This window comes from Aeromonas sp. Y318-1, from assembly GCF_027706125.1.
GTDB lineage: Bacteria > Pseudomonadota > Gammaproteobacteria > Enterobacterales > Aeromonadaceae > Aeromonas > Aeromonas hydrophila.
Genome location: NZ_JAPDCM010000001.1, coordinates 340,077 through 354,809, shown reverse-complemented (window position 1 = coordinate 354,809; position 14,733 = coordinate 340,077). Strand labels below are relative to the sequence as shown.

The 14,733-nt window shown below is 65.7% G+C and carries 12 protein-coding genes; 6 read left to right on the top strand and 6 right to left on the bottom strand.

The window, feature by feature from the left end; translation table 11 throughout:
- Nucleotides 1-19: 19 nt before the first annotated feature.
- Genes OKB87_RS01475 through OKB87_RS01450 form a run of 6 tightly spaced genes read right to left on the bottom strand, consistent with a single transcriptional unit; the run spans nt 20 to nt 6,472 of the window.
- The gene (locus OKB87_RS01475; protein WP_270826212.1) at nt 20-1,540 is read right to left on the bottom strand and encodes a hypothetical protein; all 1,521 of its coding nucleotides are present in this window, start codon (nt 1,538-1,540) and stop codon (nt 20-22) included.
- Complete coding sequence (locus OKB87_RS01470; RefSeq protein WP_270826365.1) at nt 1,537-3,036, bottom strand: tetratricopeptide repeat protein; 1,500 nt, start codon at nt 3,034-3,036, stop codon at nt 1,537-1,539. Before OKB87_RS01470 ends, OKB87_RS01475 begins: the two co-directional genes overlap by 4 nt.
- Nucleotides 3,036-4,049, bottom strand: a complete 1,014-nt coding sequence (locus OKB87_RS01465; protein WP_270826210.1) for a VWA domain-containing protein — start codon at nt 4,047-4,049, stop codon at nt 3,036-3,038. The genes OKB87_RS01470 and OKB87_RS01465 overlap by 1 nt, the downstream gene beginning before the upstream one ends.
- Nucleotides 4,046-4,612 carry a DUF4381 domain-containing protein gene (locus OKB87_RS01460; RefSeq protein WP_270826208.1) on the bottom strand — a complete coding sequence of 189 codons (567 nt, stop codon included), beginning with the start codon at nt 4,610-4,612 and terminating at the stop codon, nt 4,046-4,048. The genes OKB87_RS01465 and OKB87_RS01460 overlap by 4 nt, the downstream gene beginning before the upstream one ends.
- Nucleotides 4,597-5,487, bottom strand: a complete 891-nt coding sequence (locus tag OKB87_RS01455; RefSeq protein ID WP_270826207.1) for a DUF58 domain-containing protein — start codon at nt 5,485-5,487, stop codon at nt 4,597-4,599. Before OKB87_RS01455 ends, OKB87_RS01460 begins: the two co-directional genes overlap by 16 nt.
- 34 nt (nt 5,488-5,521) lie before the next feature.
- Nucleotides 5,522-6,472, bottom strand: coding sequence for an AAA family ATPase (locus OKB87_RS01450; protein ID WP_005301202.1), 951 nt, complete (start codon nt 6,470-6,472; stop codon nt 5,522-5,524).
- Between the two features lie 193 nt (nt 6,473-6,665).
- Between OKB87_RS01450 and fadI the strand changes: the two genes are divergently transcribed.
- The 6 genes from fadI (at nt 6,666) to OKB87_RS01420 (ending at nt 14,354) form a co-directional block, all read left to right on the top strand.
- Nucleotides 6,666-7,976, top strand: coding sequence for an acetyl-CoA C-acyltransferase FadI (gene fadI, locus OKB87_RS01445; protein WP_011706012.1), 1,311 nt, complete (start codon nt 6,666-6,668; stop codon nt 7,974-7,976).
- The gene (gene fadJ / locus OKB87_RS01440) at nt 7,976-10,123 is read left to right on the top strand and encodes a fatty acid oxidation complex subunit alpha FadJ (protein WP_270826206.1); all 2,148 of its coding nucleotides are present in this window, start codon (nt 7,976-7,978) and stop codon (nt 10,121-10,123) included. Before fadI ends, fadJ begins: the two co-directional genes overlap by 1 nt.
- A 295-nt stretch (nt 10,124-10,418) precedes the next feature.
- Nucleotides 10,419-10,559, top strand: coding sequence for a TIGR02808 family protein (locus tag OKB87_RS01435; protein ID WP_005301193.1), 141 nt, complete (start codon nt 10,419-10,421; stop codon nt 10,557-10,559).
- Nucleotides 10,560-10,751: 192 nt separating this feature from the next.
- Nucleotides 10,752-11,309 (top strand): YaeQ family protein, encoded by a 558-nt coding sequence (locus tag OKB87_RS01430; protein WP_016350817.1) that lies wholly within the window; start codon nt 10,752-10,754, stop codon nt 11,307-11,309.
- An 11-nt stretch (nt 11,310-11,320) separates the two neighbouring features.
- Nucleotides 11,321-12,205, top strand: a complete 885-nt coding sequence (locus tag OKB87_RS01425; protein WP_010633898.1) for an AEC family transporter — start codon at nt 11,321-11,323, stop codon at nt 12,203-12,205.
- A gap of 214 nt (nt 12,206-12,419) precedes the next feature.
- Nucleotides 12,420-14,354: a sigma 54-interacting transcriptional regulator gene (locus OKB87_RS01420; RefSeq protein WP_270826205.1), complete on the top strand. Its 1,935-nt coding sequence runs from the start codon at nt 12,420-12,422 to the stop codon at nt 14,352-14,354.
- Nucleotides 14,355-14,733: the final 379 nt, after the last annotated feature.

Here is a 14,733-nt window from a genome sequence, read left to right as displayed (position 1 = left end):
ATTTGAATGAAGGCCCGGATCAACCGATCCTGGCCAGTTGCCTGAGGCCATAGGCTATCGCAAAAGTTTCGTGGCCGCATAGGGCGCTGGCAAAGTCCGCCCAGGTTTGCGGGTGGCTCTCAGCAGGGGAAGCGGCGGCAAAACAGGCGCGCTCCAGTGTGGCAAAGTGAGGCTCAAGGGCGGGATTGCGACGACATGGCAGGATATCGAGGCGGGGATGGGGCAGTGGCCAGCGCAGGCGGGCCCATGCCAGCAAGCGGGCCCGGATCTGCTCGGCATCGGCCCGACACAGCGCCTGTTGCAGGCGATAGAAGGCGTGCCAGCGCGGCCCGTGGCGCCAGCAGGCCCGCAGCAGCAGGGCCCAGATGACCCACCGCAGGCTCTCGTCGTTCGGCCCATCCTGCGCCGGCGGCGACTGCGTGCCCGCAGCGATGTGCAGGGGCGTGGCGGGCAGCCTAGCGTATTCGATGCGCCCGCGCTGGGTGTTGAACCAGGCCAGCTCGATAGCGGGCAGCAGGTAGTCACCGGGTTCGTCCACGGTCAAGGCCTGGCGCCACTCGTGCTCGAAACGCAGCGTCCCTTTGGCGAGATAGCGCTCCTGCTGCTGCTCCCCATCCGGCCTGGCCCTGATGCCGGCGGGCAGGCCGGATGAGCCGAGCAGGCGTGCCAGATTGAGGCGGCTGCCATCCCCCCCCTCCAGGGTGAGGGTCAGGGTGCGGATCACCGGTTCACCCGCTCTGGCCGCCGTCGGCGGATCCAGCCGCTGGCTCAGGGTGAGCTGGCTTGCCACCGGTTGCAGCGGGGGCTCGTCGATCTGCACGAACAGGGTGGCGGCCCGGGCCGAGAGCGGGTCACTGCCGCCATCATCTTGCGGCAAACGCCCCTGAAAGCGGGGGGACTCCAGCGGATGGTGCCCCGCTTCCTTGGCCTGCAGCAGCCAGCTGCGGGTCAGGCGGCCAGGCAGGCCTGGGCTCGCCGGTGGCTGCCACTGATCGTTGCCGAGGCGGCGAATGGTGAAGGCATCGCTGGCCGGCTCGGTGAGGTTGGGGGCCTCCATGTTGGCCGGCAGCCAGAGGCTGAGCTGATAGACAAAGGGCTGGCCGGGGTAGAGCGGCCCCTGTTGCAGCACCCGGGCCTGCAGTTCGATGGGAGAGATGGCGGGCGCTGGCGCCAGATTGCCGGCTTCGCTGCGTGGCGGAAAGGGGATGGACGGAGTCTGCTCCGCCCCCAGTGGCAGGGCCGGCACCTGCTGCGGGCTGGTATCCAGCAGGTGCAGGGGGATCTGCCAGCGAGTCAGGCTCTGCTGCGGGGTACTGACCCGGCTCATGGTCACCTTGCCCACCGCAAACTGACGCAGCAGAGAGGTAATGGCAAGCTCATTGCTCTGGCGCTCGCCGTCCGCTTCGATGATCAGCAACCAGTCGCGGCGATCGGCCCCCGGCAGCAGCTCGGCCCGGGGCGGGGCGGCAAAAACCTGCGCCGTCATCAGCCAGAGCAGCAACAGGCACAGGGCATGGCAAGGGGCGAAGAGGCGGCTCACCAAGGATCCTCTCCCTTCAATGTGCCAGGGGCGAGGCCGCGGTCGGCCTCCTGCTGGCGTCTGCGCTGATCTTCCTTGCGCAGGCGTTGCTCCAGCAGCAGGACGGGAGGCGACGGAGGCTGGGGGGCATCCGGGGTGGTGGCCTGTTCGGGGGCATCGATGGGCTTGGGGTCCTGCGCCTGTGGGGTTGCCTCGGGCGGCTGGGCGCGCAGCAAGGTCAGGTTGTAGCGTGCATCCTGATGGCCCGGCTCCAGCGCCAGCGCCGCCAGATAGGCCTGCTCGGCGGCCGCCAGCTGACCGAGCTGCACCAGGGCATTGCCCCGATTGTAGTGGGCAGTGGCCGTGCTGGCCCGGCCATAGGCGGCGGCCGCCTTGGCGTAGTCGCCAGCCCGATACCAGGCATTGCCCTGCCAGACGGGATCCGCAAAGGCGCGGGCGGCCTCCTGATAGCGCTTTTGCAAGAAGGCCTGCCAGGCCTGATTGTCATGGGCAGCAGGCGGCAGGGCCGTGGGCGCCGGGCTGGCTTGCAGAGAGGGGGGGGTCAGCAGCAGCGCCCCCACCAGCACCAGCCAGAGGGTGCCGATACGGGCCAGCAGCGCCAGCGGCAGCAGGGGCAGCAGCAGCCAGGGGCCGAGATCCATGGCCTGGTGCACACCTGTAGTCTGGCTCATGGGCAGGGGGGCAAAGTGTGGTGCCCCCTGTTGCAGCCACTGCAGTTGACCGCCGAGATCGCCGGCCAGCTGTTGCAGGGTGGCCACGTCGGGGGCCGGCAGGGCACGGCCGAAACCACCGCCTATGGTGGCGGGCAGGCGACTGGCCTGGCCGCTGTTGACCAGCAAGATGTCGAGACGCGCTTGTACCTGGGCGTGGCAAAAGAGGCTGCCCTGGCAGGGCCACACCGCCTTGATCCGCTCGGCCTGACGGGCGGTCAGGTCATCGGTGATCAGCAGCAGGCGGGCCTGCTGGCCGGCGGGGATCTGCTTGAGCGCCAGCGCCACCGCACGCTCGGGCGCGCTGCCTTGCCTTGGCATGATGGCCGGGCGCAGGTCGGGCAGCAGCAGGGCGAGGGCCTGGTGATCCCGGGTCGGCGGCATGGCGAGGTAGGCATCCCCGGCAAACAGGATGAGGGCGATGGGATGGGCCGCTTCCTGCTGCGCTCGGTCAGCCAACAGATCCTGCAGCAGCACCCGCACCCGGGTGGCCCGGTCCGGCAGCAGATCGGTGGCCAGCATGGAGCGGGAGAGATCCAGCAGCCAGATGTCGAGGGCCGGTCTCGGAATGCTCTGGCTCTGCTGGCGCAGCGCCGGGCCGCTCAAGGCCAGGATCAGCGACAGGCAGGCCAGCCAGAGCCAGGGAAAGTGGCGCCGCTGCCCCGGCAGCAGATAGGCCTGCATGGCGGGGGCCAGCAGCGGGGCCTGGCGACGACGGCGCCATCCCTGCCACAGCCAGGGCAGCAGGGCCAGCAACCAGAGCGGGCGCAGCAGGGTGAGTTCCATCATGGGGCGCCTCGGGAGGGGTTGTCAGGCACAGTGGCTTTGCGGCTCAGCCGCGTCGGCCAGCGCAATCGGGCGGACCAGCTCAGCAGCAGCCAGGCCAGCGCCAGCGGCCAGGGGTAGAGCTCCTGATTGGGGCGATAGCGGGTCTGCGCGGTGGCGACGGGCTCCAGGGTATCCAGCGCCTGATTGATGGCCTCGAGATCCCCCTGGTTGCGCGCGCGAAAGTAGCGGCCATGGCCCACCTCGGCCAGCTGCTGCAAGAGGGCCTCGTCCAGTTCGGCACTGGGGTCGCTCTGGGCCGGGGCCTGCGCGGGGGTCATCGCCTCGGCAAAGGTATCCGGATCGGCGCCGACCCCCAGGGTATAGAGGCGAATGCCTGCGGCGGCGGCCTGCTTGGCCTCGTGCAGGGGATCGGCGCTGCCGGCGGTGTTGCGCCCGTCGGTGACCAGCAACAGGGCGGTGGAGCGGTTGGGAGCCTTGTGCTGGCGAGCAAGCAGGATGGCCTCGCCCAGCGCGGTGGTGCGCCCCACCAGCTCGAAATCGAGCTCGCGGGTGAGGCCGAGCAGGGCGTTGGTCTCCTGGGTCAGGGGCGAGAGCAGGTAGGCGTGATCGGCAAACACGATGAGGGCGATGCGATCGCCAGGGCGTGCGGCGATGAGCCTGTCTATCTGCTGGCGCACCGCGCTGAGCCGGTCTTTTTGCTCCCCGTCGTCCAGCATGTCCTGGGTGCGCATGCTGTCGGAGAGATCCACCGCCAGGATGAGATCCCGGCTGCTCTGGTAGCTCACCTGAGGCGGCTCCTGCCACTGGGGGCGGCAGAGCGCCAGCACCAGGGCGCACCAGCACAGCGCCATTCGCCACAGGGGTTGGCCGGCATGGGGGCGCAGCAGAGGAAAGCCGGCATGGTTCAGCACGCCGGGGTCGTGTGCGCTGCTGGTGTGGGGTGGCAGACCGAAGCGTACCAGCAGCGGCAGCACCAGCGCCAGGGCAAACCAGGGCCAGGCGAGGATCATGGCTGCCTCCGGATGTGCACATCTCTTGTACGGCTTCGACCGCGCCGCCAGCGAGTGCGCAGTGCCAGCAACCAGGCTGGTGGGCAGATGCAGCTGCGTCCCCAGGCGAGGTAGGCCCGGCGCAGTGCCTGGCGCTGCTGCGCATCCGGGCTTTGACCGCCGTAGAGCCAGGCAGACCAGTGCGGCGCCAGCTCGCGAAAGCGGCTGCCCCCCAAAGAATCAAGAAAGACGAGCCAGGACTCGTCCTGCAGGGAAGCCGCCTCGGGCCAGCGGGGCAGCACGGCCTCGCGTAATGCAGTCTGCAGCTGGGGCACCAGATCGGGGGCCTGCCAGTCGAGCTGCCGCCGCCAGCGGCGATAACGCAACAGGCTTTGCACGCCGAGGATGATCAAGGTGCCGACCAGCAGGGCGATCAGCAGCCACCACCAGCCCAGCAGGCGGGGATCAAAGGCGAGCTGCAGCGGTGGGCCAGGGTGAATGTCGCGAAGCTGGGCCGCCAGCGGGGAGGTGGGTACATTGCTGCCCGGTACGGCGTTGATGAACCGGCTCAGAATTGGCGGCATGCCCCCTCCTGCCACTGGCGTTGCAGTGGCTGGCCGTTGTCGAGCCGGTAGAGGCGCTGCACCAGCGGCAGCAGTTGCTGATGGCTCTGGCGGGCCAGCTGCTCGGCGGCCGCTTGATAGCGCAAGGCAAACCCGGGTTCGCCGGCCTCGAGCCAGCCGCTCTGCTGGCCGGCGCGCACCGCCAGGCGCCCCTGGGCGGGCAGGGCTGCCTCCAGCGGATCGCGGATCTGCCAGCAATGAATGTCATGGCGCCGACCGAGCAGCTGCAACTGGCGGCAGAGTGCCTCGTCGAAGGGGGTGTGATCGGTGATCAGGGTCAATCTGGCGCCGTGGGGCACATTGAGGCGGGCCAGGGTATGGGACAGGGTGTGGGGGGGCGGCGTGCGCGCCAGCCCCAGCCGGTAGTGGTGGCAGAGGGCCTCCAGCAGCGGCACCAGCGGGCCGCGCTGGTGTTGCAGATGGGGCTCCACGCCGTGGCAGATCAGGGTGTTGGCCTGCTTCTCACCTTGCCAGAGCAGGGCGGCGGCCAGCTCGCAGCCCAGGCGCGCCTTGAGCTGGTGGTGTGAGCCGAAGTACATGGCCGGGGAGAAATCGAGCAGCAGCCAGTGGGCCTGATCCTGCTCTTCGCTGTAGAGGCGGGTATAGGGGCGACCGAGGCGGGCGGTCACCCGCCAGTCGATGTGGCGCACCTCGTCACCGGCCTGATAGGCGCGCAGCTCGCGAAAGGTGAGCCCCGGCGTGCGGCCCAGCCGCCCCTGCGCCACCGGTTGAATGTACGAGCGTGGCCCCTGCCGGGCCCACAGCCTGATCGCCAGCAACCTGGCAAGCGGCAGGGCGATATCGGGATGGGCGAGGGGATCGGCGGCGCTCGTCATGGCAGCAGGGCCTGCGCAGAGGGAGCGAGCGGGCTCAGGGGCATGGGATCGCATCCAGCAGCAGGGTGATGAGCGCCTCGTTGTCGAGGTTGTCCGCCAGCGCCTGATAACTGGGGATGAGGCGATGGCGCAGCACGGCCGGCGCTAGCTGCTGAATGTCTTCGGGCAGCACGAAATCCCGCCCGGCCAGCCAGGCCCTGGCGCGAGCCGCTCTGGCCAGACCTATGCTGGCCCTGGGGCTGGCGCCCACCGCGACCAGGGGTTCGAGCTCCGGACACAGGCCGCTGCCGGGGCGGGTGGCGCAGACCAGCTGCACCAGATAGTGCTCGAGGCGTCCCTGCATCTGCACGGCCTGCACCGCGCTGCGGGCCGCCAGCAGATCGGCCTGGCTCAGGGTGAGCGGCGGCGTCGGCAGGGTGTCGCCCTGTGCGTTGAGCTGGAGGATGGCCAGCTCCATGGCGGGGCTCGGGTAGTCCACCAGCAGCTTGAGCAGGAAGCGATCGAGCTGAGCCTCTGGCAGGGGATAGGTCCCCTCCTGTTCTATCGGGTTTTGCGTGGCGGCCACCATAAAGAGTGGCGGCAGGCGCCAGCTCTTCTTGCCCACGGTGATCTGATGTTCGGCCATCGCCTCCAAGAGGGCGGACTGCACCTTGGCCGGCGCCCGGTTGATCTCGTCCGCCAACACCAGGTGGTTGAACAGAGGGCCGGGCTGAAACACGAAGCTGGCATCCTGGGGATGAAACACCTCGCTGCCGGTGAGATCGGCGGGCAGCAGGTCCGGGGTGAACTGGATGCGGGCGAAGCGCCCCTCCACCGCGCCGGCCAGCGCCTTGACGGCCCGGGTCTTGGCAAGACCGGGGGCGCCCTCGATCAACACATGTCCTTCACATAACAGGGCGATCAGCAGCCCCTCGATGAGGGGGCCCTGTCCCAGAATCTGACTACCAAGATAGTCCCCAAGCTGTCTGAACTCGGCCGCTGCCATGCAATAAACCCGTTGTTTTCATAGAAGTTGATCTTTTTATACTCCAGTTGGCGCACAAGGGCGAGGGAGGGGGCCAAGATGGCGGCAATTTAGTTTCAATCAGCCGTATGAAATTTGTGAGTGGATTGTTAAGATGTGGCGCAATGAGGTCAGACCTCTCCCTTTAGTCTTCTCGTTTAACCAAGGAGCCAGGATGAAAGAGCCATTGAAACTGACGACTCGCCAGGGCGAACGGATTGCCGTCGTGGCGGGTTTGCGCACTCCCTTTGCCAAGCAGGCCACCGCCTTTCACGGCGTGCCTGCGGTGGATCTGGGCAAACTGGTGGTGAGCGAGATGCTCGCTCGCACCGATCTCGATCCCAAGCTCATCGACCAGCTGGTGTTCGGCCAGGTGGTACAGATGCCGGAAGCCCCCAACATCGCCCGCGAGATCGTGCTTGGCACCGGCATGAGCGTCAGCACCGATGCCTATAGCGTGTCGCGCGCCTGCGCCACCAGTTTCCAGGCCGTCGCCAACGTCACCGAATCCATCATGGCCGGCACGGTGGACATCGCCATCGCCGGCGGTGCCGACTCCTCCTCCGTGCTGCCCATCGGGGTGAGCAAGAAGCTGGCCCGCGCCCTGGTGGATCTCAACAAGGCGCGCAATCTGCAGCAGCGTTTCAATATCCTGCGCCAGTTGCGGGTCAAGGATCTGCTGCCGGTGCCGCCCGCCGTGGCCGAGTACTCCACCGGTCTCTCCATGGGGCAGACCGCCGAGCAGATGGCCAAGAGCCACCAGATCAGCCGCGAGGCGCAAGATGCGCTGGCACACCGCTCCCACACCCTAGCCGCGCAGGCCTGGGCCGATGGCAAGCTCAGTGGTGAGGTGTTTACCGCCCACGTGCCTCCCTACAAGGCTCCGCTGGAGCGAGACAACAACATCCGCGAAAGCTCGGATCTGGCGAGCTACGCCAAGCTCAAGCCGGTGTTTGACCGGGTGCACGGCTCCGTCACCGCCGCCAACGCCACCCCGCTTACCGATGGAGCCGCCGCCGTGCTGCTGATGCGCGAAGGGCGGGCCCGCGAGCTTGGCCTCGAGCCGCTCGGTTATATCCGCAGTTTCGCATTTTCTGCCATCGACGTGTGGCAGGACATGCTGATGGGCCCCTCCTACGCCACCCCACTGGCGCTGGACCGTGCCGGCATCACGCTCAGCGATCTCACCCTGATCGACATGCACGAGGCCTTTGCCGCCCAGACCCTGGCCAACCTCAAGATGTTTGCCAGCAAAGAGTTTGCCCAGAGCAAGCTGGGTCGCGATCAGGCCATCGGCGAGGTGGACATGGACAAATTCAACGTCCTCGGTGGCTCGCTGGCCTTTGGTCACCCCTTTGCCGCGACCGGTGCGCGGATGATCACCCAGACCCTGCACGAGCTGCGGCGCCGGGGTGGGGGATTGGGGCTTAACACCGCCTGTGCGGCGGGTGGTCTCGGCGTGGCCATGGTGTTGGAGGTAGAGTGATGAGCGAGAAGACTTTTTCCCTGGCGGTGCGCCAGGATGGCATCGGCATTCTCACCATGGATGTGCCGGGCGAGAGTATGAATACCCTCAAGGCCGCCTTCGTGGAGGAGATCCGCGCGGTGCTGGCCGAGGTGAAAGCCAATAAAGAGCTGATCGGCCTGGTGGTGGTCTCCGGCAAGAAGGACTCCTTCATCGCCGGCGCCGACATCAGCATGCTGGCGGCCTGTACCAGCGCCAAGGATGCCGAGACGCTGTCGCGGGAAGGGCAGGTGATCTTCGCCGAGATCGAGTCGCTGCCCATTCCGGTGATCGCCGCCATTCACGGCCCCTGCCTCGGCGGCGGGCTGGAGCTGGCACTGGCCTGCCATGGCCGGGTGGTCACCGATCACGGCAAGACAGTGCTCGGCCTGCCCGAGGTGCAACTGGGCTTGTTGCCGGGCTCCGGCGGGACCCAGCGTCTGCCGCGCCTCATCGGGGTGGCCAAGGCACTCGATCTGATGCTGACCGGCAAGCAGGTGCGGGCCAAGCAGGCCAAGAAACTGGGGCTGGTGGACGACGTGGTGCCGCCCTCCATCCTGCTGGACGCCGCCATCAAGTTGGCCAAGAAGGGCAAGCCCCGTCACGAGCTCAAGCGGGATCTGCAGGGCAAGCTGCTGGAGACCAACAAGCTTGGCCGCAAGGTGCTGTTCGATCAGGCCCGCAAAGGGGTGAAGGCGAAGACCCGTGGCAACTACCCGGCCCCGGATCTGATCCTGGAAGTGGTGCGTATCGGGGTGGAAGAGGGGATGCAGGCCGGCCTTGCCGCCGAATCCCGCCACTTTGGCGAGCTGGTGATGACCAGCGAATCTGCCGCCCTGCGCTCCATCTTCTTTGCCACCACCGAGATGAAGAAGGAGGTCACCTATCAGGGGGCCGAGCCGCGCAAGGTGGGTCACGCCGCCGTGCTGGGCGGCGGTCTGATGGGGGGCGGCATCGCTTTCGTCACCGCCACCAAGGCGGGCGTGCCGGTGCGGATCAAGGACGTGGCCAGCAGCGGCATCGGCAATGCCATGCGCTACAGCTACGACATCCTGGCTAAGAAGCTCAAGCGCCGCCAACTGCTGCGCAGCGAGCTTGAGAAGCAGATGAGCCTGCTCACCGGCACCCTCGACTACTCCGGTTTCCACCGGGTCGACATGGTGGTGGAGGCGGTGTTTGAAGATCTTTCCCTCAAGCACCAGATGGTGAAGGACGTGGAGCGCGAGTGCGGCGAGCACACCGTGTTTGCCTCCAACACCTCCTCTCTGCCTATCCACCAGATCGCCTCGGTGGCGGCGCACCCGGAGCGGGTGGTGGGGCTGCACTACTTCAGCCCGGTGGACAAGATGCCGCTGGCGGAAATCATCCCCCACGCCGGCACCAGTGCTGAGACGGTCGCCACCACCCTGGCCTTTGCCCGCGCTCAGGGCAAGACCCCCATCGTGGTCAAGGACGAGGCGGGCTTCTACGTCAACCGCATCCTGGCCCCCTACATGAACGAGGCGGCGCGCCTGGTGCTGGAAGGGGAGCCGGTGGAGGTGCTGGACGGTGCCCTGCTCGATTTCGGCTTCCCGGTCGGCCCCATCACCCTGCTGGACGAGGTGGGGATCGACGTGGGTGCCAAGATCTCCCCGATCCTCGAAAAAGAGCTGGGGGGCGAGCAGTTCCAGGCCCCGGCGGCCTTTGACAAGCTACTGCAAAACGATCGCAAGGGGCGCAAGAACGGCAAGGGCTTCTACCTTTACGGCAAGGCGGCCCCGCGCAGCAAGCTCACCGGCAAAGAGGGCAAGAAGACGGTGGACGAGAGCGTCTACGGCGTGCTCGGCATCTCGCCCCAGGCCAAGCTGGCCAAGGCGGAGCTGGCCGAGCGCTGCGTGTTGATGATGCTCAACGAAGCGGCCATGGCGCTGGACAGCGGCGTGGTGGCCTCGGCTCGCGATGGCGACATCGGCGCCATCTTCGGCATCGGCTTCCCGCCGTTCCTGGGCGGCCCGTTCCGCTACATGGACAGCCTCGGCATCGAGCATCTGGTGGGGCGCCTTGAGCACTACCAGAAGCGCTACGGCGACCGCTTCGCCCCCTGCGATCGCCTCAAGGCGATGGCGGCGGAGCAGCAGCGCTTCTATTGAGGGTGCGCCGCTCGCGGCAACAGGCCAACCGACAAGGAGGCGACCCCGGGGTCGCCTCCTTCTTTTTGGCGCCGAGATGGAAAATGCGGGGGCAGCAGGCTGACAACTGGTTGAATCCCGTCCATATTTTTCCTCGGCAAGGGATAAATTGTTGATCCAACTCAAACTAGCCCCCTATTTATTACTTTGGTGGCATAGGACTCAGGCGCCGGTTGGGGTCAAATAGCATCATCAGGAACGGGGGGATAACCCCGTCACGAAAGGGACACCCATTTCACTGGATGAAGGACACATAATGAGTCTGCTTGAACAAACCATCTGGACTGTATTGGGATACGGGGCCATGCCCTTTATCTTCCTGAGCGGGTTTGTGGCGGTGGCAGTGACCTGCTGCCTGCTGCTCAATGCCTTCGGGGTCAAGTCCGCCGAGAAGTGATCCGCTTCTTTCGTTCATACCGCCAAATGCCAGTCTTCGGACTGGCATTTGTTTTTTGAGCCTTGGCAGGCAGTTATCTGCGCTCCAGGGGCTAAATGTGTGCTGCTTGAGGTCGAACCGGCCGCCGATTTTGATTACACTGGCGCGCAGTTTTTCGTTTCGGCCCGCTTCCCAAGGTATTCAAGGTTTTCTATGGCTCTCAAGGCAACCGTATTCAAGGCTCAGCTCAGCCTGTCCGACATGGATCGCAATCTGTATCAGGACTTCTCTCTCACCCTGGCCCGTCACCCCTCCGAGACCGACGAGCGGATGATGATCCGGCTGGCGGCCTTCGCCTGGCACGCTGCCGAGCGACTGGAGTTCACCAAGGGCCTCTCCGCCGATGACGAGCCGGAACTCTGGCGCAAGAACTATTCCGACGAGATTGAACTCTGGATAGAGCTCGGCCAGCCCGACGAGCGCCGCCTCAAGAAGGCGTGCAACCGCTCCCGTCATGTGGTGCTCTACCTCTACGGCGGCCGTGGCACCAGCGTCTGGTGGAAGCAGAACCAGGGCAAACTCGGCCTGCACGACAACCTCACCGTGATTGAGCTCTCCGACAGCCAGACCCTGCCGCTGACCGAGATGGTCGAGCGCACCATGCAGCTCACCTGCACCATCTCCGATGGCCAGCTCTGGGTGAGCAACGGCCGCCAGGAAGTGACCCTGGATCCCGTGTTGCTGATGGGAACTCCCGCCCGCGAACTGTAAAGGACTCGCCCATGTTCAGCGCGCTGCTCAATATCGTCATTCCGGTGTTTGCGGTGGTGGGGCTTGGCGCCCTCTACGGCAGGTTGCGTCCGGGCGGCGCGCTGGGTTACGTCAACCGGGCCAATATCGAGCTGTTTACCCCGGCGCTGGTCTTCTCGGCGCTGGTCAAATACCCGCTGGATCTGATGGCCCACCTCTCGCTCATCGCGGCGGGGGCCCTGGTGATCCTGCTGCCGGGGCTGCTGCTCTCTCTGCTCAGGCTTCGCAGCATCAGCCGACCGGCCCTGATCCTGCCCGCCATGTTTCGCAACACCGGCAACCTCGGCATTCCGCTGATGGTGCTGGCCTTCGGCGAGCAGCAGCTGGGCGCCATCATCATACTGTTCGTGCTCTCCAACCTGCTCCACTTCTCGGTGGGCATGTTCATCCTCTCGGCCAACACCTCCCGCTGGCTCTGGTTACGCAGCCCTGTGCTGTGGGCCGCCCTGGCGGGCCTGCTGGTGGCCAATCTGCATATCCCGCTACCCGAATACCTGGTGACCAGCGCCTCTCTTCTCGGCCAGATCTCGGTGCCGCTGATGCTGTTTGCCCTCGGCATCCGGCTGATGGAAGGGGAGCTGGATCACCTGGGGCTCGCCCTCAAGTGCAACCTGCTCTATCTGCTGGCGGGCGGCATCTCCCTTGGTCTGGCGGTCTGGCTGCTGCCGCTGCAACCGGCCTGGATCCCGCTCCTGATGCTGTCGGTGGCGCTGCCGCCGGCGGTGCTCAACTACATGCTGTGCGAGCAGTACCAGTGCCAGCCCGAGAAGGTGGCCAGCATCGTGCTCGGCGGCAATGCGCTGTCGGTCCTGGTGATCCCGCTGGCAGTCTGGCTGGCCCTGCATCTGGGTAGTTGATCCGGAGTTTCTCACGGTTTTCGCGCACCCAAATGATGTGGGCGGCCTGCTCCTTGGCGTTTCTCTTCCCCAGCCTGCGCCAGCTCTCACTTCGGGATGCGGGGTGGGTGCAAGTTCCCTTTTCGTGATCCTCGGCGAAGTCGCTGCCATCGAATTGGCATAGTATCTGGCCAGCATGAATCCCACCCGGGGTGGGAGCCAGGGGATTTACAACATGATGTCCGTCAGTAACCAATGTTTGTTGATGCAGATCCAGCCCACCATTTTGCGCTTTGCCAAGATGCTGGCCAGCGTGCTGCAACTGGAAGTGGAAATCGTGGACGCCAACATGGTGCGGGTGGCGGGAACCGGCCCTTACGGCAAGTTCTTCGGTCGCCAGCTGGAGGGGGACTCCCGCCTGTTGCGCTACGTCATCGAGCATCAGCGCGAGAAGATCGTCACCCACACCAGCGAGGATCCGGTCTGCGAGGGGTGCAGCAGCAAGGAGAGCTGCCGGGAGCGGGCCTTTCTCGGGGTGCCCATCATGGTGGAGGAGAACTGTATCGGGGTGATCAGCCTGGTGGCCTTCAATCCGGAGCAGCAGGCCCGTCTCAACAACAACCTGCAGGAGGTGTGCGACTATGTGCAGCATATCTCCAGCATCTTCGTCGCCAAGCTGCTCGACTCGCGCGGCCTGTCGGACGGGGTCAACAAGGTCTTCCTCAGCCTGATGAACCACATGGATCAGGGCTGCCTGCTGCTCGACGAGAAGAGTCAGGTGCTCTACGCCAACGAGGTGGCGCTCAAGCAGCTTAACTACCAGCAGGAGGCGCTGCTGGGCTGCGAAATAGGGCTGCGGCCGCTCACCTTTGCCCAGCAGGGGTTGACCGGCCACCTGCAGCACATCGTCACCCTGGGGGATCGTCAGGAGCTGATTATCGGCCAGTTGCACCACGTACAGGGCCAGCAGCTGTTTCTGATGGCGTTTCACCAGTCCCACGGCACGCCGAGTCAGCCGCTGGAGCCCGACGAGGGAGTCAGCATACTGATCGGGGAGAGCAAGCCGATGCGGGCCCTGAAAAAGTTGCTCCATCGCATCGCCCTGAGCCCCTCCAGCGTGCTGGTGTGCGGTGAGAGCGGCACCGGCAAGGAGGTGGTGGCCCGCGCCATCCACCGGCTCAGCCCGCGCCGCGACAAGCCCTTCATCGCCATCAACTGCGCCGCCATCCCCGAGCAGCTGCTCGAGAGCGAGCTGTTTGGTTACGTGAAGGGGGCCTTCACCGGCGCTTCCAGCACCGGCAAGCAGGGGCTGATCCAGGCTGCCCAGCAGGGCACCCTGTTTCTCGACGAGATAGGGGACATGCCGCTCACCATGCAGGCCAAGCTGCTGCGGGTGCTGGAGCTGCGGGAGGTGACCCCCATCGGCGCCAGCCGGCCGGTGCCGGTGGACATTCGCATCATAGCCGCGACCCATCAGCATCTGGAGCAGTACATCGCCGAGGGCAAGTTTCGCGAGGATCTCTTCTATCGCCTCAACGTCATTCCCATCCACCTGCCGCCCCTGCGCGAGCGGGAGGGGGACGTGGCGCTGTTGACCCACTACTTCCTCAACCTGCACACCAGCCGCATCGGCTTGCTGTATCCGGGGCTGAGCCCGGAGGTGATGGCACTGCTCGAGGGCTACCGCTGGCCCGGCAACGTGCGCGAGCTCAGCAACCTCATCGAGTACTTGGTGAACGTGGTGCAGGCGGGGGAGGTGATCGAGAGCATCCTGCTGCCCCCCAATATCCTGCGCAACCAGCGCAGTGGGGCGGACGAGCCGCCTCGGAGCACGGCGCAAATCGCGCGCATGCCGCTCTCGCCCGACCCTTATCCCCATAGTGTGCTGGCCGACCCTGCGCTCAGCCCTGCCGCTGGCAACTCGGCATCGGCTACGGGGGCGCCCTGGCCATCGCCAGAGGCAAGCCTGCCTGAGTCGGCTACCGGCCAGGTCGAGCGCGGGTTGGCGCTGCCACTTGGCGAAAACGGGCTGGAGAACATGGAAAAGCAGATGATAGAGGAGACCCTGCTGCGCCTTGGCAACAAGAAGCTGGCCGCCCAGGCGCTCGGGATCGGCATCGCCACCCTCTATCGCAAGATAAAGAAGTACGAGATAGCCGTGCAGGCCTGATCTCGCAGCGGGTCGCCTGGCGGCCCCGTTTGACCGCGCCGCGACCGACAATCGCGGCGTTATCATTATGAGAATGTCGCCCCGCTTTCTATCAATTGGCAGGCTCTGGTGATAGCCGGACTGATAATTATCAGGGCCGGCTTGGCCTCCTCTCATACTATTCTCGCGCTATTTCAGTTGCGCGCAGCCATCCGCTTGAAAATAAGCTATCTCACCTGCCTTGGCAGGGCGCCATATAGCCTCAGGCTGTGCGCCGGCTCACATTCAAGACGCCTTTTCTGGTTATTTCCCGCTTATTTATGCGTTGGCACGCTTATTGATTGCCCTTGTTTGACGCTGACCGATGAACTCACCCAATGGCCCTTGTTTCGGTGACCTG